This window comes from Candidatus Chromulinivoraceae bacterium (genome assembly GCA_035478595.1).
Taxonomy (GTDB): domain Bacteria; phylum Patescibacteriota; class Saccharimonadia; order Saccharimonadales; family Saccharimonadaceae; genus CAMLKC01.
Map to the genome: position 1 here is coordinate 42,301 of DATIJL010000012.1, position 26,732 is coordinate 69,032.

Consider the following 26,732-nt stretch of genomic DNA (forward strand, 5'->3'; position numbering starts at 1 on the left):
ATGAACTAAAAGACCGGGGTTATCCCCGGTCTTTTAGTTGTAGATGCTGGCGGATGGCGCGTATGTCTTGGCGGTCTTTACGGCTAGGCATTCCAGTGCGATACACTTTGTGATCTAGGACGAGATCTAGAGGCATGACGGGATATCCATGTACATGTTCGAACGAAGCGATCGTCCGTAAGAACTCTCTATCGAGTTCAAGGTTTGGCTGGTGATGTTTACCATCATGCGGGTGTGTTACATCAACGGCGAGCGTATCTCGAGGGGTATACATTGGCACTGTCTCTAGAAAAGGATGTAGAGCACCAACCTTGTCCTGAAGGGGCGAGCCATTGGGGAGTTTGCGTGAGGTTTGTAGATTTCGGTAAGTGGCAAAGTAAGGTACGACCAAATCGAGGTCACCTGCGCGACGAATGCCGGCAAGGGCGAGAGCGCTACCGCCCATGACAAGTGTTGTCTCTGGATTAAGTTTTGTTTTTTCGAGCGCATCAACCACTTCGCGAGCAAAAGTGTCTGGTTCGCTGTTGTTAGTAGTGCGTCGGACCTAATTATAACATTAAAGCATAAGTATTTCAAGTTTATCTCTGTAGGCAATTATGTCCTATAAGGTTATAATAGTGGCATGTTAGATATACGTTACATCCGAGAAAATGCCCAAGCCGTGCAAGAAAACGCACGTCGCAAGGGTTACGACGTCAACGTCGAAGAGGTGCTGCGTTGGGATAAAACCAAACGCCAGCTCCAGCAGCAAGCAGACGAACTACGTAATCGGCGTAACGATATCTCCTCACGTATGAAAGGCGGAAAACCAACCGACGACCTGATTGCTGAAGGAAAGGAAATAAAAGAGCAATTAGCAGAGGTTGAAACGAGCCTTAAGGAAGCTGATGAAAACTTTATGGCACTGCTTAAAAAAGTGCCAAATATGGCCCTCGCTGATGTGCCAGTGGGTGCGACTGAAGACGAAAATGTGGTTGCCAAAAAAGTAGGTGAGCCCACCAAGTTTGATTTTGAACCTAAGAATCACGCCGTACTTGCTGATGCTCGCGGCTGGATGGATAAAGAGAGAGCTGCGAAAGTAGCAGGATCTCGTTTTACCTATCTTAAGGGTGACATGGTAAAGCTGCAATTTGCGATTATTCAGTTCGTAATGGACAAGCTGAGCGACCAGACATTTCTGGATGAAATCATTCGCGAAAACAACCTAAACGTATCGAACAAGCCGTTTTTGCCAGTTTTGCCACCATTCATGCTTCGTACAGACTTGTATGATGCGATGGATCGTCTTGAACCGCGCGATGATCGCTATAAAATTGAGGGTGATGACTTATGGCTGCAGGGAAGTGCTGAGCATGTTCTGGGGAGCATGCATGCCGATGAGATATTAGACGAAAAAGATCTTCCCCTACGCTACATTGGCTACGCAACTAGTTTCCGCCGTGAGGCTGGAACGTATGGCAAAGATATGGAAGGTACGTTCCGGATGCATCAGTTTGACAAGTTGGAAATGGAAAGCCTAGGCGTGGCTGAAAAAGGTCTTGATGAACACTTGTTTATGGTTGCTATCCAAGAAAAACTTATGCAACTTTTGGAAATACCGTATCAGGTGCTACTAAAATGTACTGCAGACATTGGTAAGCCGAATGCGCGTGGAGTTGATATTGAAGCATGGCTACCTGGCCAGAATAAATATCGCGAAACACATACGGCCGACTATATGACAGACTATCAGGCTCGGCGTCTTAAAACTCGTGTCCGTCGTGATAGTGGCGAAGTAGAGTTGATTCATACCAACGATGCGACCGCCTTGCCATTAAGTCGTGGACCAATTGCAATTTTAGAAAACCATCAGCAGGCCGACGGAACAGTTCGGATCCCAGTAGCGCTACGTCAATACATTGGCGGTAGAGAGATTCTTTAGTGATCTACCTTATTGGTGGGCCAGCACGATGCGGTAAATCAACGCTTGCAGCGCGGGTCCGTAAAGAGATTGATGGACAGGTGATTGCAGGTGATGCGTTTGTTCACTCTCTTCAGGCAAATCTTGAGCCAGAGTGGGTTCCTGACATCTTTGATCATGTCGCAGCGAACGTTTCGACAGCTACGAGTTCCGAGGCGAAAATTGATCGGCTACGACGACGCGACGAGGCTATGTGGCAGTTCTATCAATCTTATATACAAACAGCGATTGGTGACGCACCCGCTGACGATATATTGATTGAGGGGAATATCTGGCCGGACTTTCTCGAACTTTTTGAGCTTAAACATGAGGCCGCTTTTCTGGTGGATACTTCACCGTTGCAATACGAAAGACTTATGAACATTCGTGATAGTGACAGCGATAACAATTGGATGCAGGATTTTAGTGATGAAAAGATGCACGAGTGGGCTAAATTTAATGCAAAACGCAGTGAGCGCTATGTCGCATTGTGCCGACAGTATGGCTACGCTGTCTTTGACATTGCCGAATTAGGAATCCAAGAGGCCGAACACGCGGCGTTTAGCTATCTGCTTAAAAAGGCAGTATAATAGATATATAGACCTAACCAAAAGGAGGGTAGCATGATTGAAGCGATTGATATCACAGGCGTCAAATACGAGTTGGACGCTGCCACCAAAAAGTACGTCACCAGAAAAATTGGCCGGCTTGATCGCTACCTCCCCAAGCACGCACGTAAAAGCGTACGAGCTGAAGTTAAGATCAAGCAAGTTAACCGTGACTACGGCAATAAATACGAAGCCGAGGTCATCTTGACCGTACCGGACAAAGTCTTGACTGCAAAAGATTCAACGGTCAACGCACTAGCGGCACTCGATATCGTTGAGGCAAAGCTAGTTAATCAGTTGCGTAAATATAAACAAAACACAGTGCTGCATGTTGGTCGTCGCGGTGTTTTAAGTCGCTTCAAGCGCAGCTATGCCCGTGAATTGTAAATCGTACTTGTAACAGTACGCTCCTTAGGGCGGATGTGACTATTTTTCGGGCATTTTTTTATGCTACATGGTTGTCTATCTTATATCCTCGGGCGAGCGGTTGGAAAAGTGTGACATACATTGTCCCACTAGGTCAAACAGCGTATACTGTATATAGTATTTTACAGAAGTTTCAGTTCACCGGAGGGATGAGGATTTTATGGTCAGCCGACAATCAGCGTTAACGAAGATTTTTGGTGATCCGCAGCGACGGATTGTTAAGAGTTTAGAGAAAAAAGTCGGTGCAATTAATGCACTTGCCGACAAGTATAAGGCAATGAAGACGCCTGAGTTACAAAAACAGACGGCCGTTCTAAAAAAGCGTCTTGAAGATAAAAAGGTGACACTTGATGATATTTTGCCCGATGCATTTGCGCTTGTTCGCGAGGCGAGCGATCGTGTTCTTAGTATGCGTCACTTTGATGTGCAGCTGATCGGTGGCATGGCCCTTCATGACGGTAATGTGGCTGAGATGAAAACTGGTGAAGGTAAGACACTTGTCGCAACACTTCCAGTTTATCTAAACGCACTTGAAGGCAAGGGTGTGCATGTGGTGACTGTAAACGATTATCTCGCGCAGCGTGACTCAAGCTGGATGGGTAAACTGTACGACTTTTTGGGGCTTTCTACCGGTGTTATTATTAACGACGCTTCGTTTATCTACGACCCTGACTACAATAATGAAGCACATGACGATCCTCGTATGCGTAAACTCCGTCCGGTTAGTCGTAAAGAAGTATATGCCGCAGATATTACTTACGGTACAAATAACGAATTTGGCTTCGACTACCTTCGTGACAACATGGTGAATGAAGTAGATCTTCTTCGTCAACGCGAATTGAACTTTGCGATCGTGGACGAGGTTGACTCGATTCTCATCGACGAAGCCCGTACGCCGCTTATTATTAGCGCACCGGCTGCTGAAAATCCTGATAGCTATTACCAATTTGCAAAAATTTCTGCGAAACTAACGTCTGAAGACTATACACTAGATGAAAAGCGTCGCAGCGTGTCTTTGACGGACGAAGGCGTTGAAAAAGTGCAAAAGATGCTAGGTATAAAAAACTTGTACACGCCAGATTATGTACGTTCTGTCTATCATATGGACCAAGCACTTCGAGCACAAACCTTGTTCAAGCGTGATAAAGATTATGTGGTTACAAATGATGGCGAAGTCATCATTGTGGACGAACACACGGGTCGTTTAATGCAGGGTCGTCGTTACAACGAAGGTTTGCACCAGGCCATTGAGGCGAAAGAAGGTGTGAATGTACTACAAGAGAGTATGACACTTGCAACGGTCTCATTCCAGAATTATTTCCGTTTATATAAGAAGCTTTCTGGTATGACTGGTACGGCCTTTACTGAGGCAGAAGAATTCCAACAGATTTACAGCCTCGATGTTATTCAGATTCCTTCTAACATGCCAGTTGTTCGTGATGACAAAGAAGACCTGATCTTTAAGACGGAAAAGGGAAAGCTGAAGGCTGTTGCGGATGCAATTAAGGAATATCACAAAGAGAAGCGTCCGGTTTTGGTGGGATCGGCTTCAATCTCAAAAAACGAGTTGATTGCTAGCTGGCTTGATAAGGAAAAAATTCCTTACGAGATCTTGAACGCTAAAAACAACGAACGTGAGGCTGCGATTATCGCTAAAGCGGGCGAAAAAGGCGCGGTAACACTAGCAACGAATATTGCCGGTCGTGGTACCGATATTGTGCTTGGAAAAGGCGTAAAAGAACTCGGTGGCCTGGTGGTTATCGGTTCTGAGCGACATGAGTCTCGGCGTATTGACAATCAGCTTCGTGGTCGAGCTGGACGTCAGGGAGATCCAGGTGAAACACAATTTTACGTTTCAACCGAAGACGACCTAATGCGTATTTTCCAAGGTGAGCGTATCGCGAGCCTGATGGATCGTCTTGGCGTAGAAGAAGATCAGCCAATTCAGAATAAGGCTGTGTCTAAGACGCTCGAGTCTGCGCAAAAGCGTGTCGAAGGCTACAACTTTGATACACGTAAAAACGTTGTGCAGTATGACAATGTTATTAATCGCCACCGCCGTGTTGTTTATGTGATGCGCCGCAAGATTCTTGAGGGTGATGACATTAAATCAGAAATCGAACGCTTGATTGCCGATAAAGTACTTGAGCTGACGTACGTACCCGCCAAGAACAATCTTAAGTTTGTTGATGAGTTTGAAGAAGTATTTCCGCTTGATAAGAAGAGAATTACTGAGATTGGTGATGAGAAGAAGGACAAGATCCGTCTTCAGCAGGCTAAGGACCTAGTCGAAAAGCTTTATAAGGACAAAGAAGATGAGCTAACCGCAACAGTCCTTCGCAAAGTGGAGCGAGAAGTCTATCTGCAGATCCTGGATACGCTTTGGATGCAGCACCTTGAGAACATGCAACATCTCCGTGAAGGTATTCACTGGCGTTCTGTCGGTCAACGTGATCCGCTAGTAGAATACCGTGCTGAATCACAGAAGCTCTTCGAGAGCCTACAGGCAACACTGCGCGACGAAGTGTTGCGTGCAATTATGCACGTTCGTCCGAGTGATATCACTGTGCAGCAAGAAGAGGAACATGACACTGAATTAACCCGCCTTGCAGAGTCTGCTGTTGAGCGCGGCGTAAACGAAGTGACTGGTGGTGAGGAAAGTCGCGACAGTGATTTTAAAGTTAAAAAAGCCAAGACTATCGCTGAAGTAAGCAAACACAAGAACGATGTTCGCAAAAAGAAAAAAAGCGAACGCCAAAATCGCAAAAAGAATCGCAAGTAAAAATAGCAAAAAATGAAAGCGCCCGGCGCTTCGGATTCTCCCTTAGGGTATATCCGAAGCCCGGGCTTCTTTCATCATGCGGTGGTTGCGTGGTGAAACTGCGCTGGTAGACGTCTCACCGATAATGCTTCTATTTCCGTAAAAGGAAGAAGCCCCCGTCGAGTTTCGACGGGGGCGACCACCTAAGACCTGCGCGTAGGGGCTACGACGGGTCGTGTCCGTGGACTATGTCCACGAGCGAAACCCTTATAGCTTTGAACTCGAGCCGCCACGACCACTCCTGTGCGTACGACAGATCGTACTCGAGCCGGAGCAATCCAGTGTCTTGTACTTCTTGCTGTACACACAGACGGTTGGTTACAGTGCCGATGCCCAAGCCCAAGAGGCCAGGCAGAGCGCCATACCGCTGCGTGAAGCGTGAGTCGATTTCAATGTAGCGACCATGTTGTTCCGGAGTTACCGGGCGAGGACCAACGAGGCTCATATCCCGCTTGAGGATATTGAGTACCTGACCGATCTCGTCGATCCCCCAGCGACGGAGGAACTCCCCGAAGCGGGTAGGTTGGCCCTTGCGTGACCGAACACGTAGTTTGTAGAACTTGAACGATCCGTTCCTTCCCATACGCGGCTCGCTAACCAGTGGCAGACCACCCCCATTGAGGAGGCAGTAGACGCCATTGACGGTGACGAGCAGGACGAGAGGCACAAAGAACAGTGCCCCAACGAGTAGGTCGACAGCAAGCTTGACGCGGCGAGCGCCATACGGCAGGGTCTTGGTGGAGAGGTACGACGCGGGCACCATGATGGCGCCTCCGTTCTATGCGAGAGGGATGGAGCGTATAACTATACTTATATCATAACATAAGCGTTCAGTCAAGCAGTCCGTACCGCATCGCTAGCACTCTTCGTTTAAAATAGGTGACTAACAAAAGTTTGGTAATACTCCTCTGGTTCGTCAATACACGTTAAGCCATGGACTTTACTGAGTGAAGGTGCTAGTGTGTGGCATTCTCGTCACACTGACTAAAAATCTTATAAAAACACAGAAGAGAAGGTGGTAATCATCCGTAAAAAGTGTCAAAATAGAGGACAGTATTTTAGCGAGAACCTAGATTAGGAGAGGATTTTGAAACATACAGTTGAAGAAGTGAAGCTTCCTAGCGGTGCGCGCGGTCTGCTGATTGATATTCCAGGCGCCACCGTCATGAGCTTTCAGTTTCAGTTTCGTGCAGGAAACCGTTATGTTCGGAGCAGGGACATTTATGAAACAGCCCACGTGATGGAACATATGGCATTTGGAGCTAACGCGTTATTTAAGAGCGAGCACGATTATGAGGCTGAGTTTACAAAAAATGGCGCATACCATAACGCCTATACGAGTGATCTCTCTATGGTTTACGTGGCGGATTGCGCTGACTTTGAGTGGGAACGTATTCTTGCATTGCAGCGTGTGGCCATTTGTGAGCCAAAGTTCAATCAAAGTGAACTTGAGGCTGAAAAAGGCAACGTGAAGAGTGAGCTTACGGGTTATCTGAATAATCACAACCGAGTATTGTGGCCAAAAATTCAGCAACTGCTCGGCGAGGACGTCTATACATTTTGGCAGCGTCTACAGACAATTCAAAATGTGAGTCTTACCGATATTCGCGAACATCATAAGCGCACGCATACTGCAAAAAATATGTGTTTTGTGATTGCCGGTAAGTTGCAGGGTCGCAAGAGTGAGATCAAACGCCAGCTGGCGGAGTGGGAGCTACCAGAGGGTGAGCGATTTGAGGTCCCGCGTGATATTTTGACAAGTGCAAATCCTACGCTCATACGTCGTAAAGAAGCATCTAACCTAACATTTGGTTGGTCGATTACGCTGCCACGTGAGCTTACGGATGACGAAGCTGAGGCAATGAATATTCTTGACCATATTTTAACCGGTACTATGCATTCACGTATCTATGGTGCGGCTCGTAAAAAAGGTCTTGCCTACGGCGTATTCTCCGATACATCAGTTGGGTTTCATGACAGTAGTTGGGACTTTGGCGGTCAGGTAAACCTTGATACGGCAAATGGACTGTTTGATATTATCGTACGCGAAATGAAATATGTCATGGACGGGAAAGTTACCGAGGACGAACTAGCGGCAGCTAAGTCGTATGCGCTTGGTCGCTACCAAATGGGAGCTCAAACGGTAGCGCAGATCAGTAACTTCTACACAGGTCGTTACTTTGCCGATGGTGTAGTAAAGGAGTATGAAAAGGTTCCAGATTCTATTCGCAAGACAAATCGTGAACAAATGATTGAAACGGCTCGCGAGTTTATTGCCAGCGACGCATGGGTACTTGCCGGTGTAAGCAGCGGTGAAAAGAGTGAGATCGTCGAGTTGAATGATAAGCTCGCTCGTTTGTTTGAAAAGCGTTAGAATGAAGCTATGAAGATCGCTATCGCAGGCTATGGAGTTGAAGGTAAATCAAATTACGATTATTTTATGCGTCATGGACATGATGTAACGATTATTGATGAACGCGAAGATATACTGGATTTACCGGTAGAGGCGAAAACGATCCTAGGTTTAGGGGTGTTTGAGAAGCTAGATGGCTTCGACATGGTTGTCCGAACGGCGGGCCTTGCGCCACGTAAAATTAAAACAGATGGCAAGGTATGGTCGGCAACTAATGAATTTTTTGCTGAGTGTCCGGCGCCAATCATTGGCGTAACGGGCAGTAAGGGCAAGGGAACGACCTGCAGTCTGATCGCAAGTATTTTGCGTACGAGTGGTAAAGCAGTTCATCTAGTTGGTAATATCGGTATGCCTGCGCTTGATGAACTCGAAAAAATTGCTGAAACAGATATTGTTGTGTACGAAATGAGTAGCTTTCAACTGTGGGATATTGAAAAATCACCGCATGTAGCTGTGGTGCTCATGATTGAGCCGGATCATTTGGATGTCCATGCTAGTTTCGAGGAATACGTTGCAGCTAAAGCGAATATCGTACTGCATCAGAATGAAGACGATATTACGGTATACAATGTTAATAATCCTCACTCAGCCATAATTGCGAAACAGTCAAAAGGGATGAAACAACCTTACCAGTTTGAAACCGCTGCTCACGTAGCACATGGTGCATTTTGGTATGGCAAAACACAACTTTGTTCAACGGATGAACTAGTAATTCCAGGCGTGCATAATCAAGATAATGCCTGCGCGGCAATCAACGCAGTTTGGTCGTATGTGCAAGATGGTGAAGTTATTGCACGAGGTCTCTCTGAATTTACCGGGTTACCCCATCGACTTAAGCTAGTTGACGAGAAAAGAAACGTTCGCTATTACGATGATAGTATCGCTACTACACCAGGCAGCGCTATCGCTGCTATGGTCGCATTTGACGCACCAAAAGTGCTGATTTTAGGCGGTTCAAGCAAAGGGGCTGATTTCACATCGGTGGCTGAAGTTGCCGAGAAGGCGGATATCAGAGTTACTCTGTTGATTGGTTCTGAAGCACCAAAAATTGAGGCAGTGTTGAAGCCTCGAGGAATTCCATATCTTAATTTAGGTGAAACTATTACGATGGATGAAATCGTTAAAATTGCAGCAGTCCAGGCGCACGCGGGCGATGTGGTGGTATTAAGCCCGGGGTGCGCAAGTTTTGGTATGTTTAAAAACTACAAAGACCGCGGAGACCAGTTTATTGCAGCGGTTAAAAATTTATAATCTGCTACAATAAAAGTACAAGAGGAGAGGAATTATGCAGCCATTGTTAAAACGGCTCGATGCCTTGCGTCAGTCGATATTGGCTGCCTATACGCAACTGGCAATTGAAGACAAAGCTGCCTTGGCGAGTACGATCGAGGATGAATTAGCGGCGCCCGAAATTTGGAACAATCCCGTATATGCTCAGGATAAGAGCAAGCAACTTGCTAGTTTGAACGCTATGGTAACACCATGGAAGACACTTCGTGCTCAAGCTGAGGATATGCATGAGCTGATGGAGCTTGGTGACGATAGTCTACTTGGAGAATTCGAGGGTCAGGTCAGTGCGCTTGAAGCTGAGTTTGCCGAGCGTAAAAAAGAACTACTTTTTAATGGTGAATACGATGACCATAACGCTATCATTCGTATTAGTGCTGGAGCCGGTGGGACTGATGCTCAGGATTGGTCTGAAATGCTTGAGCGAATGTATTTGCGTTGGGCAGAAAAGTCCGGGTTTGTAACATCAATTGTGGAACGTTCCGTTGGCGATGAAGCGGGCATTAAAGCGAGTGTGATTGAAATTACAGGTCCTTACGCGTACGGAAGACTGCGTTCTGAAAACGGCGTACATCGACTTGTTCGTCTCAGTCCGTATAATAGCGACAACCTCCGACAAACTAGCTTCGCGCTAGTCGAGATCCTACCTCAGATTGAAGCGCCTGAGGAGGTTAGTATCAGTGACAAAGACCTAAAAATAGATGTTTATAGGGCAGGCGGCCATGGTGGTCAGAGCGTTAATACGACAGATAGCGCTGTGCGCGTGACGCACCTTCCAACTGGCATTGTGGTTGCTATTCAAAATGAACGATCGCAGCTTCAAAATAAAGAAACGGCTATGCGTATTTTACGCTCAAAATTAGCACAGCTGCAACTAGAGCAGCATGCTGAAAATGTCAGTGATTTACATGCCGGTGAATCAGCAAACTGGGGAAGCCAAATTCGTAATTACGTGTTGCACCCCTACACTATGGTGAAGGATACTCGTACTAAATATGAAGATCGTGATGCTTCAAGCGTACTCGACGGCAAGCTAGACGGCTTTATGACTGCCTATCTTGAGCATGGTATGAATTAGTTAAAACACTAGCCGATCTGTAGCCATAAAAGTGATTATGGTATACTATAGACAGCGATGATTCTTTTAGATAGGGTAACTAAAACATACGGAAAAGATGCCAAACCTGCGCTCAACCGTATAAGCTTACATGTCGAACCAAATGAGTTCGTCATTTTAGTCGGTACCAGCGGTGCAGGCAAAACAACACTCCTAAGATTACTTACTCGCGAAGAAAAGCCAACTAGCGGCAAGATTGTCGTAGGTGGTATTGATTACGATACGTTAAAAGATAAGCATATCCCGCTATTGCGCCGTAAAATTGGCGTAGTATTCCAAGATTTTAAGTTGCTGCCGCAGCGTACTGTGTTTGAAAACGTAGCCTTCGCCCTTGAAATTGCTGGCATGACTAACCGTGAAATTAAGAATACCGTACCAAAGGTGATTGAGCTTGTTGGCCTTGCCGGTAAAGAAAACCAATTTCCACACCAGCTGTCCGGTGGTGAACGTCAGCGTGTCGCGATTGCTCGTGCCGTTGTTCGTCAGCCAAAAATCCTTATCGCCGATGAGCCAACGGGTAATCTTGACCCACGCCACAGTTGGGATATTGTTCGGTTGCTTGAAAAAATCAACAAGTACGGTACAACGGTACTTTTGACAACTCATAACGTTGACATCGTTAACAAGCTGAAGCGTCGTGTTGTCACGTTGGAACACGGCAAAATTACCAGTGATCAAGCGCAGGGGAGTTACAGACAATGAGTAAGCGTAAACTGGACGCCAAGGCTTTTTCTCAGCAAAAACATCACCGTCGCCAGTGGCTGACGTTTGTGCGTATGTGTAAATATGGTGTAAGCAACTTCAGCCGTAATGCATGGCTTACAATCGCTGCTACGGCGGTTATGACTATCACGCTTTTAGTGGTATTTGTAACGCTATCTGCTCGTAGTGTCCTGCTTGATACGGTCAGCGAAATCCGCGATAAAGTGGATATGTCAATCTATGTCAAAACTGATACGACGAGCGATGATATTCAAAATATAGAAACTGGTCTTAAAAATCTTAAAAATTCGGTTCGTGATGTTCGTTATGTCAGCCCTGAAGAAGCGCGTCAAGAATTTGCTCAAGCAAATAGTGGCGATGCTGGAACGCTTAACGCATTAAACGAGGCAACCAACGAGTTTCCAGGAACGTTCCGCATTAGCCCGGTCGATATTAATAAGACCGACGAGTTGCGCAACTTTGTAAACACTGATCCAACACTTAAAAGGGATATTGATCCAAATCGTGCACCATCTTTTGCAGGTGACCGTAAGACCGCCATTGATAATATCGGTCGCTGGGTAAACTTTGCCGAACAAGCAGGTCTTGTTGCTAGTATTATCTTCATTGCAATCTCGTCACTGATTATTTTCAACACTATTCGCATGGCTATCTTTAACCGCCGTGACGAGATTCAGATGATGAAGCTTATTGGTGCTGATCGTAGTTTTATTCGCGGACCGTTTATTGTGGAGGCGGTTGTATATGGCTTTATTGCAGCCATTATCGCCACAGGTCTTGGTGTTGGGCTTTTGTACGCTTCTAAAAACACGTTAATGAGTTATGGTATTGGTATCGACAACACGATACATCTTGCGACAGTTTATATTGTTGTTGTCTTGCTTGGTATGATTATCCTCGGTGCTATTATTGGTATTATTTCCGCGCTTCTTGCCACTCGACGCTACCTCAAGATCTAGTTGTATATACGGTTGACATTTCATCGTGCTTGTGGTAATATCAGGCTAATGAAACAGCGGTCCACCACACCAGTTTCAAAAGGGTTAGTTACACGTTCAATGCTTGTAGCTTCTGCCATTTTGATGGTTATAGCCGCACCACTCTCGATTATGCCTCGTGTATATGCTGATAAGTTTGACGATCAGATTACTGCATTACAAAGCGAGATAGACCAATATACTGCTCAGGCTGGTCAACTCCGAACGCAAATAGGAACACTACAGCAAGAGATTGCTGGTATCGAAAAGCAGAAGGCTATTATCCAGGCGCAAATTGACTTGAGTCAGGCAAAGTACAACAAGTTGCAAGAGCAGATTATTCAAACTCAACAGCAAATTTCCGATAACCAGAAGGCCCTCGGTACGACTATTGCTGACCTTTATATCGATGGATCTATATCGCCACTCGAAATGCTAGCTAGTAGTAAGAACATTGGAGATTATGTTGACAAGCAAACGTACCGTTCTTCGGTTCAAACGCAGCTTACCGAGGCTATTACTCGAATTAGGGCTTTAAAGGCTGACCTTGAAAATCAAAAAGCAGATGTACAGCGAACGCTTGCTGACCAGACTAATTCACGCAAGGCTCTTGCTGACCAAGAGAGTGCGCAAAACGCCTTACTTGCTCAAACACAAGGCCAAGAAAACGCATACCAGAGTCTCGCATCCGATCGTGAAGCAAAAAAACTTCAGGTACAACAGCAACAACAGGCTGCAATTGAGGCTGCTATTGCTGCCGCTAGCGGTGGTCGTGGAACGGGGGTTGTATTACCCGGTACGACAGACTACCCATGGAACTCATCTAACTGCTATGTCGATGCCAATGCGTGGTCTTACGGCGGTGTCGATGGGAACGGTACTGATGGTCTAGGCTATGGCTGTCGTCAGTGTGTAAGCTATGTCGCATGGCGCGTTTACAAAGAAACGGGTTACGCACCAGTTAGTTGGGGCAACGCCTATGACTGGCCGTCGAGTGGCCATGCAGCAGGGTATACAGTGAGTCCCGTGCCACGTGCACATGCTGCCGGTGTTATTATGTCGGGCGGTGAACCTGGCCACATCGTTTGGGTTGAAAGTGTCGACCAAAATGCAGGTACGATGATCGTTAGCCAATACAATTACTACAACGCTGGTGGTTCTGGCTGGGGTAACTATAGTAAGATGCAAGTTCCAATTGGAACTTATCAGCAATACATCTATTTCTAAGAGAAAGAAAAGCATAGGAAGTATAGCGCGCTCCACCTGGAGTGCGCTATACTTGTAGAAGCTTACTGATAAGAGAGGGAATGATTCTATAGTGGCAGATAACCAACATACTATGGCGAATGCGCACAAGCGATCGGCCGGTATTACTAAAAACATATATTTTTTGACGATTGCGATTACGGCAATACTTGGGTTTGTGGCGGGCACGCGAAGTGCGGACGTCGTTGGTGCAATTGCGCCTGTTTTTGGCTTTAAGGTCGTAACAGGAACACTTGATCTTAGTTCTGTGCAGCGAACTTACCAACAACTTGCAGCAAACTATGACGGTAAACTCGATACAAAAGCGCTTGTTGATGGTGCAAGCAAGGGTCTTGTCGCAGCTGCAGGTGACAAATTCACGGTATTTATGGATGCTAAAGAAGCAAGTGCGTTTGATAATGATCTTTCGGGCAATATTGGCGGTGGTATCGGTGCAGAGATTGGTCTGAGAAGCGATAAACCAACGATTATCCGGATTTTGCCAGGTAATCCAGCCGAAAAGGCAGGACTTGTAGCTGGAGACGTTATTTTGGCAGTTAACGATCAGTCAACGAGTGGCTGGTCAGCCGATCAGACTGCAACGGCGGTGCGTGGTGACGTAGGCACTACCGTAAAGATGACAATTATGCGCGGTACAGCCCAAAAAGACTTTACAGTAACACGTGCAACAGTAGATAACCCAAGTGTTGACAGTAAAATTACAAACGGTGTTGGAATTTTGACGATCAGTCGGTTTGACGACCAGACGGGACTCTTGGCGCAAAAAGCAGCTGAGAACTTTAAGCAGCAAAATGTAAAAGGTATAATTCTGGATCTTCGCGATAATGGTGGTGGTTATATTACCGCAGCACAAGACGTAGCCGGGCTTTGGGTAAAGGATAAGTTGGTGGTTTCAGAGCGTACGAACGGTCAAACAACTGATCAACTGACTTCTGGTGATAATCCTGTTTTAGCCGGCATCCCAACGATAGTACTAGTAAACGGAAGTACGGCGAGCGCGAGCGAGATTGTATCAGGTGCATTAAAGGACTATAAAGTCGCAACGCTTATAGGTGAAAAGACGTATGGTAAGGGAACGGTACAAAAAGTACTTGATCTCGGCGCTGGAACTAAACTAAAAGTAACAGTGGCACGCTGGTACACGCCTAATGGCCAGAATATCGATAAGCAGGGAATTACTCCTGATCAGACAGTTAAACTCACGGCTGATGATATGAATGCTGGCAATGATCCACAGATGACGGCGGCAATGAGCCATCTTGGAGAATAGCCATGCTTGTGCTTTTTACTAACATTGAGTAATATTAGAGGTAGTTATGGACACAAAGAAGAAAATATTACTTGTTGAAGATGATACAGCACTTGCTGCGGTCTATAAATCTCGTTTAGAGCTAGAAGGCTTTGAAATCCGTGAAGTGAATAACGGTGAGGAAGCGCTCTCTGCGGCGATTGAATTTAAGCCTGACCTTGTATTGCTTGATGCGATGATGCCAAAAATTAGTGGGTTTGATGTGTTGGACATCTTGCGTAATACCCCTGAAACAACCAATACACGAGTAATTATGCTTACGGCCCTGAGCCAGCCTAAAGATAAAGAGCGTGCTGAGGCGCTAGGCGTTGACGATTATCTAGTTAAATCGCAGGTGGTTATTGGTGATGTTGTTGAACGAGTTCGTTTTCACCTTGGTATGACAGCTGATCAACCTCAGAAATAGATAAATTTGCAGTTAAAATAAATACCCCCGAGAGACGGGGGTATTTATTTTATAGAGCCGATCAGCTATTGAACGCTGACACGGGTACGAGGAACGGTTTTGCCAGTAAAGTGGCCTTTTTTAACCTTATCAAAAGTAACAACACCATCAACAGCAGCGTGGATTGTGAAGTTTTTGCTAATGTATGTGCCGGGACCAGCGATTTTAGTGCTGCCAGTTTGGCGAACGAGAACTTCTCCATTACTGACCTTTTGACCACCAAAGCGCTTCACACCAAGGCGTTGGCCGGCGTTGTTGTGGATGTTCTTGCTAGAACCACCTGCTTTAACGTGTGACATGAGTACTCCTTAACGTTTCTAAATCAATCCGTTCTATTGTACTTGTAAACCACTGTTTCGTCAAGACTTTATGAGCACGAGCAGTTCGCGTGCGACAATCTGATCTTCGCGGTAGTAGAGCAAGTCCTCTGGTTTGACGTTGTTGAACTTATACTGACTAAAACCTAGGTGTTCAAGCTGACGTGTGAGCGGTAAGTGAGTGAATTCTCCCTGATAATTGCGCCAAGCTGGGATCGCTACGCAGAGTGGGGTGCCGGGTGCGATTTGAGGGCCAATATTTTTTAGAAATGCTGAAATAATATAGTTACAGTTGTCTTTTACTTGCATTAGCTTAGCTGGAGATGGAGGAGCGCTAAATGGCTGTCCTAAGTAGCTCTCGCATACAACGGAATCGATTGGTTGCTGCCATTTGGCCTCCATAGCATCACCTTGGTGGAGGTCGACACTAACTGTTGTATTGTGTGACTCCGCAAGCCATTTAAGGTTTGCTTCGCTAAATTCAATCATTTTATCGGCAAGGTCAGTGCCATAAACATGATAGCCCATGAGTGCGGCCTCTTGCAGGACGACGCCTGTACCGCAGAAAGGGTCGAGAAGACGAGGCTCCTCTCCGGAGCGGTCGTTAGAGGTTTCGGGTAGAGAGGTGGGTGATGCGAGATTTATCATGATCTGAGCAAGCTTTGGAGGAAGCATGCCCACGAAAGCGTCGCGTTTTGGCCGTTTTTGGTCACGCAAGGCATAGGCGGTAATATTTTGCGTACCGATACTCTCGGCAATGATGACTCGGCCGTTACGTGCTCGAAGAATGAGCAGTTCTATTTTATTTGGCGCGGAGCCAAGCTTATTGTGGTGTGAGGTGGCGCTACTAAGAGCTGCTTCGGTGTTAGGAATAAGACGAAGGCTGACGCCAGAGTTTTTTAACTTTTGCTTGAGAATAATGCCGGTTTTTTGGATATCACGCGACGATTCTTCAAATCCGTAAGCACTAATGCCGAGTGTGATTTTGCCGGTTTTAGCTGCCCACTCCTTACTATAAGTTTGGACGATTTTCATGCTGGCACGGCGCCAGTCGGCATGCGAAAGCTCTATAAGAATGCGACCAGCTTTCTGTGTGCCGCCCAGTGTTTCTAATGAAAAGTGAGTCGAACTGACTGTCGCGGATTGGTCTGAAAACCAATGAACGCTGTCTGGTCCATATAAATGTTCGAGTTCTCCAACGCCGAGTGCCGGCTGCCGTCCTAAAATCGCAATATACATATCATTTAGTATATACTAGAGTCATGTCATTTCGAGCTTGGTTAAGTGTAATAACACTGGTTTTAATTGCGGTTATCATATTTTTCTCCCGACACGAGTTGTTGCGGGCTTGGGAGCTGCTAGGTAGGGTAAATATTTGGATCCTTCTTTTGCTAATCCCTGGCCAAATATTGGTTTACTATACGGGCGGTGAGATGATGTTTTCGTATCTGAGGGCGAAAGACTCTATCAAAAAAATATCCGGTCCGGCACTTGCTGGCATGGCATTGGAAATGAACTTTGTGAATCATCTACTACCTAGCGGCGGTGTGAGCGGCGTATCGTATATGTCATGGCGGTTAGGTAAATATGGGGTTTCGTCAGGTAGGGCAACGATGGCGCAGGTTGTGCGCTATGCGATGGGGTTTGTGGCATTTATTATTTTGCTTTTGATCGCGGTGTTTATTGTGACGCTGGACGGTAGTATTAACCGCTGGATTATTTTAATGAGTTCGTTACTTGTGACGCTCATGATGGGTGTTTTGTTGGCGGCAGTATATCTTTTAAGTAGCCCTAAGCGTATTGTGAGTTTTTCTAGCTGGACTGTACGAACAATTAACCGGATAGTACGTCGGGCGACATTCGGCAAGAAAGATCGGGTTCTCAATAAAAAGCAGACTGAAGTGTTTTTTATGGAGATGCATGAAGACTACTTGGCGCTGAAACATGATAAGGCGATTCTCATAAAACCGTTAGCATGGGGACTGGTATTTACTGCGTTAGACGTCTCGTTATTTTTAATTACATTTTGGGCTTTAGGCGCCCCAGTTAACCCAGCGCCTATTTTGATCGCCTATGGCGTCGCAACAATTGCTGGCTTCTTTGTAGTTACTCCGGGTGGTGCTGGTGCTTACGAGGCTATCATGGTAGCGTTTTTGGCGGTTGCTGGTCTCGACAAAGGAACTGCTATTGCGGGTATCGTTTTAACAAGGGTGATTTTGTTATTAGGGACGATCGTGCTGGGCTATCTATTCTACCAGCGAGCGCTGCTTAAATATGGAAAATGAGATTCTCTTAAGCGTCAGTGATTTTATTGCGATTGCAAACCAGACGCTTGAATACGCTTTCCCGACAGTTGCGGTTGAGGGAGAAGTTGCGAGCTTCAAGGTCAATCAAGGCAAGTATGTCTTTTTTGATCTGAAGGACAAGAGTGGCAGTATTAGCTGCTTTATGACTGTATGGCAACTCCGCTTGCCGATTGAAGATGGTATGAAAGTGATCGTCTCGGCGACTCCCAAGCTAACACAGTGGGGAAAGTTTAGTCTAACGGTTCGCACGGTTAGACCGAGCGGAGAAGGTCACCTAAAAAAGAGTTTTGAGTTGCTAAAAGCTAAGCTGGAAAAAGAGGGATTGTTTGCACAAGAACGCAAGCGACAGCTACCTACGATTCCACGGCATATCGCGGTTATCAGTAGTACAGATGCGGCTGGGTATGCTGATTTTATGAAAATCGTGAATGATCGCTGGGGTGGCTTGAAGATTGACGTTGCTCATGTGCAAGTTCAGGGTCAGGCTGCACCGGATCAGATAATTCGGGCTCTTAAGTATTTTAATGAACAAGAAAACCTACCTGAAGTTATTGTGATTATTAGAGGAGGCGGAAGCGCAGATGATTTGAGCGCGTTTAACGATGAACTGTTAGTACGCGAGATTGCTTCTAGCCGTGCGCCGACACTTGTGGGTGTGGGACACGAGGTTGATGTAAGTCTCGCAGATATGGTGGCTGATGTGCGTGCCGCGACGCCGAGTAATGCTGCACAGATTCTTGTACCAGATAGGGACGAGATTGTGAGGAGCGTCCGCGCGCGCATATTTACGTTGTTACCTCGAACGGAACAGGCGATAGACCGGTGGGGCAAAGAAGTGAGAGGCAAAATAGAAGCTGCACTTGAATCGATCGACCGACGTCATGAACGTTACGAGGAGCGGCTGACTCAGGTGCGACGAGTACTGGTAGAGCTTGATCCACGCAAAGTCCTTGCTCGCGGTTACGCACTAGTCAGAGGGGATATTGTCGTAGGTGGCATGATAGAAATTGAAAAAAGCGATAAACTGATTACAGCGGAGGTACGAAATGTCAGCACAAAAGCCTAGTATTGCAGAAAAGACAGCTAAACTTGATGAACTTGTATCGTGGTTCGACAGTGATGAATTTGAATTAGAGCAAGCGCTTGATAGGTTTAAAGAAGCTGAGAAATTGGCAACTGAAATTGAACATGACCTTCAGGCCCTAAAAAATGAAGTTACAATCGTCAAAAAGAGATTCGACGAGGTATAGATGATGTGGGGCTTTTGGCTATTTGCAGCGATTGTATTACTATTTGGTTTTGTTGTGTTTCGAGGTGCGCCATATGTGCCGAGTCACCGTAAAGAAGTCGAACGAGCATTCGAAGATCTGTATAAAGTTAGTTCGGATGATCTAGTTGTGGATGTAGGGTCGGGCGATGGTATTATTCTACGGCTAGCTGTGGCACGAGGTGCCCGTGCGGTAGGATACGAATTAAACCCTGCGCTCGTGGCTATTGCTCGGTTTTTATCTCGGAAGAACAAAAATGTAGAAGTACATTTGAGCGATTTTTGGTTGGTAAAGTTACCACTGCAAACAACTCTTGTCTATGCATTTACAGTTGAACGTGATGTCAGAAAATTGGCTCGAAAGCTACAAGAGGAAGCCGACAGGTTAGGAACGTCGCTGCATGTTATAACATACGGTAGCTCGTTCCATAGCGTTCAGCCTTTAAAGGAACTCGGCGCACACCACCTCTTTGTCTTTCATCCTTTACAACGGAATAAGCCATAAGTATAATAGCGCCATGAGTATGTATCAACATAAACACGAAGCGGGTGGGATAAGTGGCTCGATGATCGCTATTATCGGACTGGCAGTGCTCGTGCTAGCAGCTGGTTCAGCGGCTATCTGGGCGTATGTTAATTACGATCAGCAAAAAACTGACGTTGATAATAAGATCGCCTTGGCTGTTGCACAAGCAAAAAACGATAAGGCTAACGAGGATGAGGCAAAATTTGCTGAACGTGAGAAAGAACCTAATCGCCAGTTTGTTGGGCCGGACAACCTTGGCCGCCTTGTGTTTAATTATCCTAAAACCTGGAGCGCATTCGTTGCAAGCGATGGTTCTGGTTCTTCGGGTACGACATACAACGCCTATCTTAATCCAATAACAGTACCGCCACTTGGGGAAAAACAACAATTTGCTCTGCGCGTTACGATCGAGCAAAAGGACTATGCTCAAGTAGTTCAGTCTTACCAGGAAAAGGTAAAGAACGGTAATCTTCATTCAAGTGCAACAACTTCGAACGGTCACAATGGTACGCGTCTTGACGGCCAGTTTACACCAGACATTCGTGGTGCAGTGGTTATCTATCAAATTCGTGATAAAACCGTAACATTTAGAACGGACGCAGACACCTTTAAGCCTGATTTTGAAAACCTGATCAAGACGATTGATTTTAACCAATAGAGGTACTGGCGTGCTACACTAGAGGTAGTATGACAGGGGACGAGGGGTTCTTAAAAGTAAAAGACGGATCGCCAGATAGTAATGGTGATCTGTATTTTTTGCTCACCGCCGCGCATGAACTTAAGGCGCCGCTTGCTCTTATCCGTCAACTTTCACTTTCGCTAGAGACGGGGACGATCAGTAGATCCGAGCGGGAACGGATGTTTCGACAAATTACGTTAACAAGCGAGCGCGCTCTTCGGTTAACGACTGACTTGTCGCGTTCGTCGCGACTCGAAGATAGCTTGTTCGAGTTAGAACCACTTAATCCGCGTCAGTTGTGTGAAGAAGTCGCGCATGAACTGACGCCGCTTTATAAGGCGAAGAACCGACAGATTCGCGTCGCATCGCGGTATCGGCCTATATTGGTTGTAGCAAATCGTGATTTACTACGGAGGATTATGCTAAATTTCGGCGATAACGCGCTTCATTATGCAGAAGGTACGGAGCCGGTTGAATTAAAAATTAGTTCGCATGAAAGCGGTGGTAAAATCCGCATGGGGGTGCGTGATTATGGTCCCGCTGTTCCGCCAGACATATGGCAGCGTCTGCAGTCCAATCTGGGGACAAACACGCAAACGCTCCATGCACGTCCACAAGCAAGCGGTCTCGGGTTGTACGTAGCGGGTCAATTTGCTGCTGTAATGCACGGACGAATTGGCGCTACTAGACACCGCGATGGTGCTACATTCTATGTGGACTTAGTTGCGTCATCGCAGTTGAGGCTCTTATGACGAAAACACCATACATTTTAATTGTAGAAGATGATGAATGGATGGCCGAGCACTATCAACGAACACTGGCTGAGGCGGGATTTAGGTCTGAAACAGTATCGAATGCGCTAGCAGCGATAGACTCGCTGGATATGACGCTGCCAGATGCTTTGGTTCTTGATTTACTACTTGTAGGACCTAATGCGTTTACTTTGCTACATGAGCTAAAATCACACGATGATCTTTCTTCAATTCCAGTTATCTTATGTACGACGAGCGCTAGTGAAATTGCTGAAGAGGATGTGAAAGCATATGGTATTTGTGATGTTTTAGATAAGGCGGGAATGGCGCCACAAGACCTTGTTGTTGCGATAAAGAAGGTGTTGCTATGACGACGATTCGTACGCAGGCGATCGTGCTGCGTCGTACGAACTATGGTGAGGCTGATCGAATCTTGCATCTTCTTACTCCTGAGGGAAAACGGAACGTTATGGCGCGTGGAGTGCGCCGTGAGAAAAGCAAGTTGGCCGGTGGTATAGAGTTGTTCGCGGTTAGTGATGTGGTTATCAGTAGTGGCAGGGGTGAACTGGGTATCTTAACTTCAGCAAGACTGATTCAATTTTATCGACATATTTTAGAAGATTACGATACTATGCAGTTTGGCTACGAAGTGGTTAAGCAGGTTTCGCGTGCTACGGAAACGGTTGACGAACCTGAGTGGTTTGAAGTTTTACAAGAAGTTTTTATGGGTCTTGATGTGAAAACAATTCCACGCGGCGTGGTTGAAATATGGTTTTATCTTAGGTATGCGACGCTTCTGGGGCGCGAATTAAGCCTCACGAATGATATTAATGGACAAAAATTAAGCTCTGATCAAGTTTATCTTTATGATGTGGGAGAGCAAGGACTGAGGGCGGCTGTAAACGGTGATTTAACTGCGGATCATATTAAGTTTTTACGCCTTGTGAATGCCAAGTCTCTAAAAGTTCTGGCGCAGATCGGTGGTATAGAACCAATTCTTCCGGCATGTTTAAGGACTGCCCGTCAACATGCGGCAATTGCTTTATAGACAGGAAAAGTGGCGCACTATTTTTAAACGGCCGTGCGCCGGGGGCTGCTAAACGTCATCCTTCCGTTTTGTTAGGCGACTGCGCCTGTGAAGGGCGTAGCTGGTGCGGACTGCCGAGGGCGGAACGCATCCAGGATGGTGCGGGTCGAACGTCCACCGCGACGATGCATATCCTCCAGGATGTGGTACCAGGCCGAGAGCCGGTTGCTGGTTGTGCGTGGCGAAACGAGCCGTACATGCTGAGTGCATGTATTGTCGGCTTGCTCGAGCAAGCGAAGTGCCGTAACGTAATCTCCTCGTTCCCTGGCAATGTAAACTTCACGAATAGTTTGTTCGATGTGACGGCTATGGGGCAGGTACTCCATGGTGTCGGTGCAGAGCTGATGGATGCGTTCACGAACGACGGGGGTGAGAGTACTATGGGCGGCAGTGTAAGCGCTGAGCGCCTGATCCAGGTGCGCGGCAGCCTGGCGGACGTTGCCTTCGAGGGCTAGGACGAGCGCCGTGGTGGCGCGGTACTGGATGCGTGCTGCGGCATTGTGCCTGAGATCTGGCCAGGCGGCGCTGAGGTTGGTGCGGGCTGCATCCGGGCATCCATGCTGGGCATGGGAGACGGCGAGATCAAGCATTGAAATTGCTCGCTGGAATCGCTGGCGGGCTTCCTCGGCCCCGTGCTTGTCCTGTCGAGCCTTGCTCGGTGGGCGATCGGAGACAGAGGGGGAGCTGGGCGTGCGATCGAGCCCGAACATGCGGCCGATGGCCAGCAAGATCGTCATGATCATTCGCTTGAATCGGTTTCGCGAAACATCGTTGTGCACCATGGCTAAGAGCCTTTCTGGGTGGTGTGCGATTGCGGAAGTCGACCAGAAAAATTATACCATAAGCAGTATGCGTATAGTATGTGTATTTTAATAGATAATAGCAGGGTAAGTGGCGCACTATTTTACATAGCCGTGCGCCCAGGGCTGTATGGGTCGATGTGTCACTACTTTTCTACGAGGCCCTTGGCCCGCAGTTCACGCATGATCGCCATGACTCTGTCCTGCGAGTTGTTCTGGAGCAGGTGAGTCATGATGGTGTTGCCGGTATCGGTAACGTTCCGTGTGGTCACGCGCGAGGTCAGATGCTGGTTGTGCTTGGCCATAGCCATGGCACGATGAAGCTCAGTGAAGGCGCCGATGTAGTTGAGCTGTTCGGTGAGCTGGTTTGCTCTTGCGAGCTTCCTGTTGATGCTCACCGCGTGCGGTAGGCGGTCCATGATGCGCTCACACAAGGCGAGCACGCTGGTCCGCTCCTCCTTCCGAAGGCGCTGCATGTCGCGTAGGATCTGCGTAACACCGCGTGTAGCGATGTCCGTCGACCCTCCGGTCATCAGACCGATCAGTAGTGTCGCCGCTTGATGCTGGAGAAGACCGGCGAAGCGATCTGGACGATCGAGCTGTCCATCATGGTGAGCTGTCCTGAGGACAGTTCGAGCCATGTCGGTGTATCCATCTCCGGCGTGCTGCACGGCGAGGTCGATCATCTTAAGAGCTCTCGTGTACTCGGTGTCCTGAGGCATGGCTGCCCTTTCCTTGGATAGGTAGGTCGTGCATCGACTTTCGAAGTATAGCATAGGCAATATGAGTATAATATGCGTAGTCATTGTAAAAAGGACAAAACATACATGGGGCATGTGGTGGTAGCACTAATATTAGATAGGGGATGCGCAATGCGTATCATCTCTGTTATAATTGGACAATATGGAAGAAAAAAGTATTACACTAGAAGATATTGTCAGCCTTGCGAAACGCCGTGGTTTTGTTTACCCGGGCAGTGATATTTATGGTGGTGAAGCCGGAATGTATGATTTTGGGCCTAATGGCGTTGAACTACTCAACAACATTAAAAAATCATGGTGGAAGGCAAACGTCTATGACCGTGATGATTACGTTGGTATTGATTCGGCTATTTTTAAACACCCTCGCGTATGGGAGGCGTCTGGTCATGTTGGTGGTTTTTCTGATCCGCTTGCAGAGTGTAAGGTGTGTCACACTAGGATCCGCGTTGACAAAGAGCTCGGTGCGATTGGTGTAGTAGCTGACGAGAAGATGAGCGAAGAAGAGCTCAATAAATTATTTGACGAAAATCGTGATAAGATCAAATGTCCAAAGTGTGGCAATAAAGATTTTAGCGACGTAAAACCATTTAACTTGCTAGTAAAGTCTAATCTCGGAGATTTTACGGGCGAAGATTCTCGTCCTGTATATCTCCCTGGTGAGGCGTGCCAAGGAATTTACCTCAACTTTAAAAACGTTGTTGATACCATGCCAGTCAAGATTCCGTTTGGAATTGCACAAATCGGAAAAGCCTTTCGAAACGAAATTAGTCCACGCAACTTCTTGTTTCGTACGCGTGAGTTTGAACAGGCTGACACACAGTACTTTGTAAAACCACACGAGAATAAAGAAGTGTACGAACGTATTAAAAACGAGCGCTGGCAGTGGTATCTTTCACTTGGTATTAAGGCGGGGAACTTGCGTTGGAAGCAGCATGAGAACCTAGTTTTTTACGCCTCGGATGCGTGGGATATAGAATATAACTACCCAACACTTGGCTTTGACGAGATTGAGGGTGTTCACGATCGTACCGACTACGACCTTACTCAACACATGAAATTCTCTGGCACAGATTTACGTTATAATGACCCGACTACAAATGAAAAATACATTCCATGGATTCTCGAAACGTCAATGGGAATGGGTCGTGTGTTTTTGGCCGTGCTCAGTGATGCCTATACGGTTGAAAAACTTGAAAATGGTGAATCTCGTACAGTCTTAAAGTTGGACCCAGAGTTGGCCCCAGTTAAATATGCTGTATCGCCACTTCTTAAAAACAAACCTGAACTTGTTGAAAAAGCTCGTGAAGTATATATGATACTCAAAAAGAAGTACGGAGCTGTTATGTGGGATGATAATGGCAATATTGGTAAACGCTATCGCCGCCAGGATGAAATCGGTACACCAAACTGTGTCGTAATTGATTTTCAAACGCTTGAAGACAACACGGTAACAATCCGTGACCGCGATACAACCACGCAAACGCGCGTGACGATTGATAGTCTACAGTAAGAGAGCTGCATGGCTTCAAGAACGAAAGCTCTCCGATCAGTGGATGAGACGCTACTGAAGTTTAATGTCAAGCTGACAACGCTTATGCTATAGTTGAGACATGAGCAAGATCAATAAACTTCTTATATCAGTTATCATCTCTTTATCGGCAGGAGTAATAGGAAGCCTGGCGACCGTTTCAGCCATTCCAACCTGGTACTCACATCTCGAAAAACCGTTACTTAATCCGCCAAACTGGGTGTTTGGCCCTGTATGGACTGCGTTGTATATCCTGATGGGCGTCAGCTTGTATCTTGTATGGACAGCTGTTGGTAAGAAGAAAGCAAAGCAACAAGCGTACCTTGCGTTTGCTGTTCAACTACTCTTAAATGTTTTGTGGTCGGTCATGTTCTTCGGTCTGCGTAATTTATGGGGCGGGGCTTTGGTGATCGTGTTACTTTTTGTTGCACTTGCTGTGACGATGATTCTCTTTCGTGCTTTTTCTCGCACGGCGTTTTGGCTTTTGGTGCCGTATATAGCTTGGATCTGTTTTGCAACATACCTGAACGTTTCTATCGCGGTGTTAAACTAGTTGTATGATTGATGAAATGAAGATAGCTGCTAAAAAAGCAGGCGCATTTATGCGTTCGAGCACCGAGCGTGAAGCAACTGAAAAATCAAATATCAAAGATTTTGTAACCGTGGCGGATATTAAATCACAAAATATTCTGCGGGATGAACTTGAGCGGGCTTTTCCGGGAGTTGCCATTCTATCCGAAGAAGACGAAGAGTCGGTTCGGCAAAAAATGTATGAGGTGGAGTTTACGGGCTTTGTACTTGATCCAATTGATGGAACGTATAATTTTAAGCGAGATATGCGAGAATCTGCCATCTCCATCGGCTATATTGAGAATGGCCAGTCAATTCGCGGAGTCGTGTATGATCCATACCGTGAGGAGCTGTACGAGGCTGAAATAGGTAAGGGTGCACTATGCAATGGTATTTCAATTCATGTGAGTTCGCAGCAAGTGCTAGAAGGTGCGAGCATCGCAACGAGCAATAGCTATGACGATGAGGCGATGTCACGGAACTTACGGCGTCATCTTGCGATTTACGAGCAAACAGGTATCATGCCATGGACAAGCTGTCCCGGAAGTGGTGTGTTGATACTTGCATGGGTTGCATGCGGACGTATAGATGCCTATCATCATAACGGTCTTAAACCATGGGACAATGCAGCGGCTTTTTTGGTTATTCGTGAGGCTGGTGGAACTGTCCATTTATTGAATGAATCGCACGATGCACCGTTTACAACGAATGCAATGATTGCAGGAACACCTTCGATCATAGCCAAGTTAGAAGATGTCTTTGCAACGATTGAACCACTGCTACTTACGTAATTTTGTGATAATACAAA

At 46.5% G+C, this 26,732-nt stretch carries 30 protein-coding genes; 25 read left to right on the forward strand and 5 right to left on the reverse strand.

All coding sequences use genetic code 11. The features are described from left to right. Positions 1 to 19 precede the first annotated feature (19 nt). On the reverse strand, positions 20 to 496 hold the full coding sequence (locus tag VLG36_03635; GenBank protein HSW77863.1) for a hypothetical protein: 477 nt from the start codon (positions 494 to 496) through the stop codon (positions 20 to 22). A gap of 126 nt (positions 497 to 622) precedes the next feature. Here VLG36_03635 and serS point away from each other — a divergent pair, with 126 nt between their 5' ends. The 4 genes from serS to secA all read left to right on the forward strand — a co-directional run bounded on the left by serS (position 623) and on the right by secA (position 5,755). Then, complete coding sequence (gene serS / locus VLG36_03640; GenBank protein HSW77864.1) at positions 623 to 1,921, forward strand: serine--tRNA ligase; 1,299 nt, start codon at positions 623 to 625, stop codon at positions 1,919 to 1,921. Then, positions 1,921 to 2,529, forward strand: coding sequence for a hypothetical protein (locus VLG36_03645; GenBank protein ID HSW77865.1), 609 nt, complete (start codon positions 1,921 to 1,923; stop codon positions 2,527 to 2,529). The genes serS and VLG36_03645 overlap by 1 nt, the downstream gene beginning before the upstream one ends. Before the next feature lie 33 nt (positions 2,530 to 2,562). After that, entirely contained in the window at positions 2,563 to 2,934 is a 372-nt protein-coding gene (raiA, locus tag VLG36_03650) for a ribosome-associated translation inhibitor RaiA (GenBank protein HSW77866.1), read from the forward strand. 199 nt (positions 2,935 to 3,133) lie between these two features. Further along, positions 3,134 to 5,755 carry a preprotein translocase subunit SecA gene (gene secA / locus VLG36_03655; protein ID HSW77867.1) on the forward strand — a complete coding sequence of 874 codons (2,622 nt, stop codon included), beginning with the start codon at positions 3,134 to 3,136 and terminating at the stop codon, positions 5,753 to 5,755. Between the two features lie 202 nt (positions 5,756 to 5,957). On the opposite strand, the gene VLG36_03660 is transcribed toward secA, so the two are convergent. Then, the gene (locus tag VLG36_03660) at positions 5,958 to 6,557 is read right to left on the reverse strand and encodes a sugar transferase (GenBank protein HSW77868.1); all 600 of its coding nucleotides are present in this window, start codon (positions 6,555 to 6,557) and stop codon (positions 5,958 to 5,960) included. Between the two features lie 324 nt (positions 6,558 to 6,881). On the opposite strand from VLG36_03660, the gene VLG36_03665 reads away from it, so the two are divergent. From VLG36_03665 to VLG36_03700, 8 genes are all read left to right on the forward strand, one after another. Beyond that, positions 6,882 to 8,168: a pitrilysin family protein gene (locus VLG36_03665; protein ID HSW77869.1), complete on the forward strand. Its 1,287-nt coding sequence runs from the start codon at positions 6,882 to 6,884 to the stop codon at positions 8,166 to 8,168. A gap of 9 nt (positions 8,169 to 8,177) precedes the next feature. After that, entirely contained in the window at positions 8,178 to 9,458 is a 1,281-nt protein-coding gene (murD, locus tag VLG36_03670; protein ID HSW77870.1) for a UDP-N-acetylmuramoyl-L-alanine--D-glutamate ligase, read from the forward strand. A 34-nt stretch (positions 9,459 to 9,492) separates the two neighbouring features. Then, positions 9,493 to 10,572, forward strand: a complete 1,080-nt coding sequence (prfB, locus tag VLG36_03675; GenBank protein ID HSW77871.1) for a peptide chain release factor 2 — start codon at positions 9,493 to 9,495, stop codon at positions 10,570 to 10,572. A 57-nt stretch (positions 10,573 to 10,629) separates the two neighbouring features. After that, positions 10,630 to 11,313 (forward strand): cell division ATP-binding protein FtsE, encoded by a 684-nt coding sequence (gene ftsE, locus VLG36_03680; GenBank protein HSW77872.1) that lies wholly within the window; start codon positions 10,630 to 10,632, stop codon positions 11,311 to 11,313. Next, positions 11,310 to 12,293 (forward strand): permease-like cell division protein FtsX, encoded by a 984-nt coding sequence (locus tag VLG36_03685; GenBank protein ID HSW77873.1) that lies wholly within the window; start codon positions 11,310 to 11,312, stop codon positions 12,291 to 12,293. Before ftsE ends, VLG36_03685 begins: the two co-directional genes overlap by 4 nt. 48 nt (positions 12,294 to 12,341) lie before the next feature. Next, complete coding sequence (locus tag VLG36_03690; GenBank protein HSW77874.1) at positions 12,342 to 13,538, forward strand: CHAP domain-containing protein; 1,197 nt, start codon at positions 12,342 to 12,344, stop codon at positions 13,536 to 13,538. A 91-nt stretch (positions 13,539 to 13,629) separates the two neighbouring features. Beyond that, positions 13,630 to 14,847: a S41 family peptidase gene (locus VLG36_03695; protein HSW77875.1), complete on the forward strand. Its 1,218-nt coding sequence runs from the start codon at positions 13,630 to 13,632 to the stop codon at positions 14,845 to 14,847. Positions 14,848 to 14,893: 46 nt separating this feature from the next. Then, positions 14,894 to 15,292 carry a response regulator gene (locus tag VLG36_03700; protein HSW77876.1) on the forward strand — a complete coding sequence of 133 codons (399 nt, stop codon included), beginning with the start codon at positions 14,894 to 14,896 and terminating at the stop codon, positions 15,290 to 15,292. Between the two features lie 65 nt (positions 15,293 to 15,357). Here VLG36_03700 and VLG36_03705 read toward each other — a convergent pair whose 3' ends face one another. Both VLG36_03705 and VLG36_03710 read right to left on the reverse strand, forming a co-directional pair. Continuing rightward, positions 15,358 to 15,630 carry a 50S ribosomal protein L27 gene (locus VLG36_03705; GenBank protein HSW77877.1) on the reverse strand — a complete coding sequence of 91 codons (273 nt, stop codon included), beginning with the start codon at positions 15,628 to 15,630 and terminating at the stop codon, positions 15,358 to 15,360. Between the two features lie 60 nt (positions 15,631 to 15,690). After that, positions 15,691 to 16,887 (reverse strand): methyltransferase domain-containing protein, encoded by a 1,197-nt coding sequence (locus VLG36_03710; GenBank protein HSW77878.1) that lies wholly within the window; start codon positions 16,885 to 16,887, stop codon positions 15,691 to 15,693. 23 nt (positions 16,888 to 16,910) lie between these two features. Between VLG36_03710 and VLG36_03715 the strand changes: the two genes are divergently transcribed. The 10 genes from VLG36_03715 (at position 16,911) to VLG36_03760 (ending at position 23,053) form a co-directional block, all read left to right on the forward strand. Next, positions 16,911 to 17,933: a lysylphosphatidylglycerol synthase transmembrane domain-containing protein gene (locus VLG36_03715; GenBank protein HSW77879.1), complete on the forward strand. Its 1,023-nt coding sequence runs from the start codon at positions 16,911 to 16,913 to the stop codon at positions 17,931 to 17,933. Next, positions 17,923 to 19,020 (forward strand): exodeoxyribonuclease VII large subunit, encoded by a 1,098-nt coding sequence (gene xseA / locus VLG36_03720; GenBank protein ID HSW77880.1) that lies wholly within the window; start codon positions 17,923 to 17,925, stop codon positions 19,018 to 19,020. Before VLG36_03715 ends, xseA begins: the two co-directional genes overlap by 11 nt. After that, on the forward strand, positions 19,001 to 19,204 hold the full coding sequence (locus VLG36_03725; GenBank protein ID HSW77881.1) for an exodeoxyribonuclease VII small subunit: 204 nt from the start codon (positions 19,001 to 19,003) through the stop codon (positions 19,202 to 19,204). Before xseA ends, VLG36_03725 begins: the two co-directional genes overlap by 20 nt. Next, positions 19,205 to 19,726, forward strand: a complete 522-nt coding sequence (locus VLG36_03730) for a methyltransferase domain-containing protein (GenBank protein ID HSW77882.1) — start codon at positions 19,205 to 19,207, stop codon at positions 19,724 to 19,726. 13 nt (positions 19,727 to 19,739) lie between these two features. Next, complete coding sequence (locus VLG36_03735) at positions 19,740 to 20,405, forward strand: hypothetical protein (protein HSW77883.1); 666 nt, start codon at positions 19,740 to 19,742, stop codon at positions 20,403 to 20,405. A gap of 29 nt (positions 20,406 to 20,434) precedes the next feature. Beyond that, a complete protein-coding gene (locus VLG36_03740) occupies positions 20,435 to 21,178 on the forward strand; it encodes a HAMP domain-containing sensor histidine kinase (protein HSW77884.1) in 744 nt (247 codons plus the stop codon). Continuing rightward, positions 21,175 to 21,549, forward strand: coding sequence for a response regulator (locus VLG36_03745; GenBank protein ID HSW77885.1), 375 nt, complete (start codon positions 21,175 to 21,177; stop codon positions 21,547 to 21,549). Before VLG36_03740 ends, VLG36_03745 begins: the two co-directional genes overlap by 4 nt. Then, the gene (recO, locus tag VLG36_03750; protein ID HSW77886.1) at positions 21,546 to 22,226 is read left to right on the forward strand and encodes a DNA repair protein RecO; all 681 of its coding nucleotides are present in this window, start codon (positions 21,546 to 21,548) and stop codon (positions 22,224 to 22,226) included. Before VLG36_03745 ends, recO begins: the two co-directional genes overlap by 4 nt. Before the next feature lie 182 nt (positions 22,227 to 22,408). Further along, the gene (locus tag VLG36_03755; GenBank protein HSW77887.1) at positions 22,409 to 22,720 is read left to right on the forward strand and encodes a hypothetical protein; all 312 of its coding nucleotides are present in this window, start codon (positions 22,409 to 22,411) and stop codon (positions 22,718 to 22,720) included. Positions 22,721 to 22,897: 177 nt separating this feature from the next. Further along, positions 22,898 to 23,053, forward strand: a complete 156-nt coding sequence (locus tag VLG36_03760; GenBank protein ID HSW77888.1) for a hypothetical protein — start codon at positions 22,898 to 22,900, stop codon at positions 23,051 to 23,053. Positions 23,054 to 23,211: 158 nt separating this feature from the next. Here the strand turns inward: VLG36_03760 and VLG36_03765 are convergent, their stop codons facing one another. Continuing rightward, complete coding sequence (locus VLG36_03765; GenBank protein HSW77889.1) at positions 23,212 to 23,751, reverse strand: hypothetical protein; 540 nt, start codon at positions 23,749 to 23,751, stop codon at positions 23,212 to 23,214. Between the two features lie 217 nt (positions 23,752 to 23,968). On the opposite strand from VLG36_03765, the gene VLG36_03770 reads away from it, so the two are divergent. The 3 genes from VLG36_03770 (at position 23,969) to VLG36_03780 (ending at position 26,715) form a co-directional block, all read left to right on the forward strand. Further along, entirely contained in the window at positions 23,969 to 25,336 is a 1,368-nt protein-coding gene (locus tag VLG36_03770; GenBank protein HSW77890.1) for a glycine--tRNA ligase, read from the forward strand. A 100-nt stretch (positions 25,337 to 25,436) separates the two neighbouring features. Then, positions 25,437 to 25,907 (forward strand): TspO/MBR family protein, encoded by a 471-nt coding sequence (locus VLG36_03775; GenBank protein HSW77891.1) that lies wholly within the window; start codon positions 25,437 to 25,439, stop codon positions 25,905 to 25,907. A 4-nt stretch (positions 25,908 to 25,911) separates the two neighbouring features. Next, positions 25,912 to 26,715, forward strand: coding sequence for an inositol monophosphatase family protein (locus VLG36_03780; GenBank protein HSW77892.1), 804 nt, complete (start codon positions 25,912 to 25,914; stop codon positions 26,713 to 26,715). Positions 26,716 to 26,732: the final 17 nt, after the last annotated feature.

Coding starts and splice junctions, on each gene's coding strand:
- VLG36_03725 (HSW77881.1), top strand. CDS start 19,001: ATGTCAGCACAAAAGCCTAGTATTGCAGAAAAGACAGCTAAACTTGAT.
- ftsE (HSW77872.1), top strand. CDS start 10,630: ATGATTCTTTTAGATAGGGTAACTAAAACATACGGAAAAGATGCCAAA.
- VLG36_03700 (HSW77876.1), top strand. CDS start 14,894: ATGGACACAAAGAAGAAAATATTACTTGTTGAAGATGATACAGCACTT.
- recO (HSW77886.1), top strand. CDS start 21,546: ATGACGACGATTCGTACGCAGGCGATCGTGCTGCGTCGTACGAACTAT.
- serS (HSW77864.1), top strand. CDS start 623: ATGTTAGATATACGTTACATCCGAGAAAATGCCCAAGCCGTGCAAGAA.
- prfB (HSW77871.1), top strand. CDS start 9,493: ATGCAGCCATTGTTAAAACGGCTCGATGCCTTGCGTCAGTCGATATTG.
- VLG36_03775 (HSW77891.1), top strand. CDS start 25,437: ATGAGCAAGATCAATAAACTTCTTATATCAGTTATCATCTCTTTATCG.
- VLG36_03660 (HSW77868.1), bottom strand. CDS start 6,557: ATGGTGCCCGCGTCGTACCTCTCCACCAAGACCCTGCCGTATGGCGCT.
- VLG36_03740 (HSW77884.1), top strand. CDS start 20,435: ATGACAGGGGACGAGGGGTTCTTAAAAGTAAAAGACGGATCGCCAGAT.
- VLG36_03780 (HSW77892.1), top strand. CDS start 25,912: ATGATTGATGAAATGAAGATAGCTGCTAAAAAAGCAGGCGCATTTATG.
- secA (HSW77867.1), top strand. CDS start 3,134: ATGGTCAGCCGACAATCAGCGTTAACGAAGATTTTTGGTGATCCGCAG.
- VLG36_03705 (HSW77877.1), bottom strand. CDS start 15,630: ATGTCACACGTTAAAGCAGGTGGTTCTAGCAAGAACATCCACAACAAC.
- raiA (HSW77866.1), top strand. CDS start 2,563: ATGATTGAAGCGATTGATATCACAGGCGTCAAATACGAGTTGGACGCT.
- VLG36_03770 (HSW77890.1), top strand. CDS start 23,969: ATGGAAGAAAAAAGTATTACACTAGAAGATATTGTCAGCCTTGCGAAA.
- VLG36_03730 (HSW77882.1), top strand. CDS start 19,205: ATGATGTGGGGCTTTTGGCTATTTGCAGCGATTGTATTACTATTTGGT.
- murD (HSW77870.1), top strand. CDS start 8,178: ATGAAGATCGCTATCGCAGGCTATGGAGTTGAAGGTAAATCAAATTAC.
- VLG36_03710 (HSW77878.1), bottom strand. CDS start 16,887: ATGTATATTGCGATTTTAGGACGGCAGCCGGCACTCGGCGTTGGAGAA.
- VLG36_03735 (HSW77883.1), top strand. CDS start 19,740: ATGAGTATGTATCAACATAAACACGAAGCGGGTGGGATAAGTGGCTCG.
- VLG36_03715 (HSW77879.1), top strand. CDS start 16,911: ATGTCATTTCGAGCTTGGTTAAGTGTAATAACACTGGTTTTAATTGCG.
- VLG36_03765 (HSW77889.1), bottom strand. CDS start 23,751: ATGATCGACCTCGCCGTGCAGCACGCCGGAGATGGATACACCGACATG.
- VLG36_03685 (HSW77873.1), top strand. CDS start 11,310: ATGAGTAAGCGTAAACTGGACGCCAAGGCTTTTTCTCAGCAAAAACAT.
- VLG36_03690 (HSW77874.1), top strand. CDS start 12,342: ATGAAACAGCGGTCCACCACACCAGTTTCAAAAGGGTTAGTTACACGT.
- VLG36_03745 (HSW77885.1), top strand. CDS start 21,175: ATGACGAAAACACCATACATTTTAATTGTAGAAGATGATGAATGGATG.
- xseA (HSW77880.1), top strand. CDS start 17,923: ATGGAAAATGAGATTCTCTTAAGCGTCAGTGATTTTATTGCGATTGCA.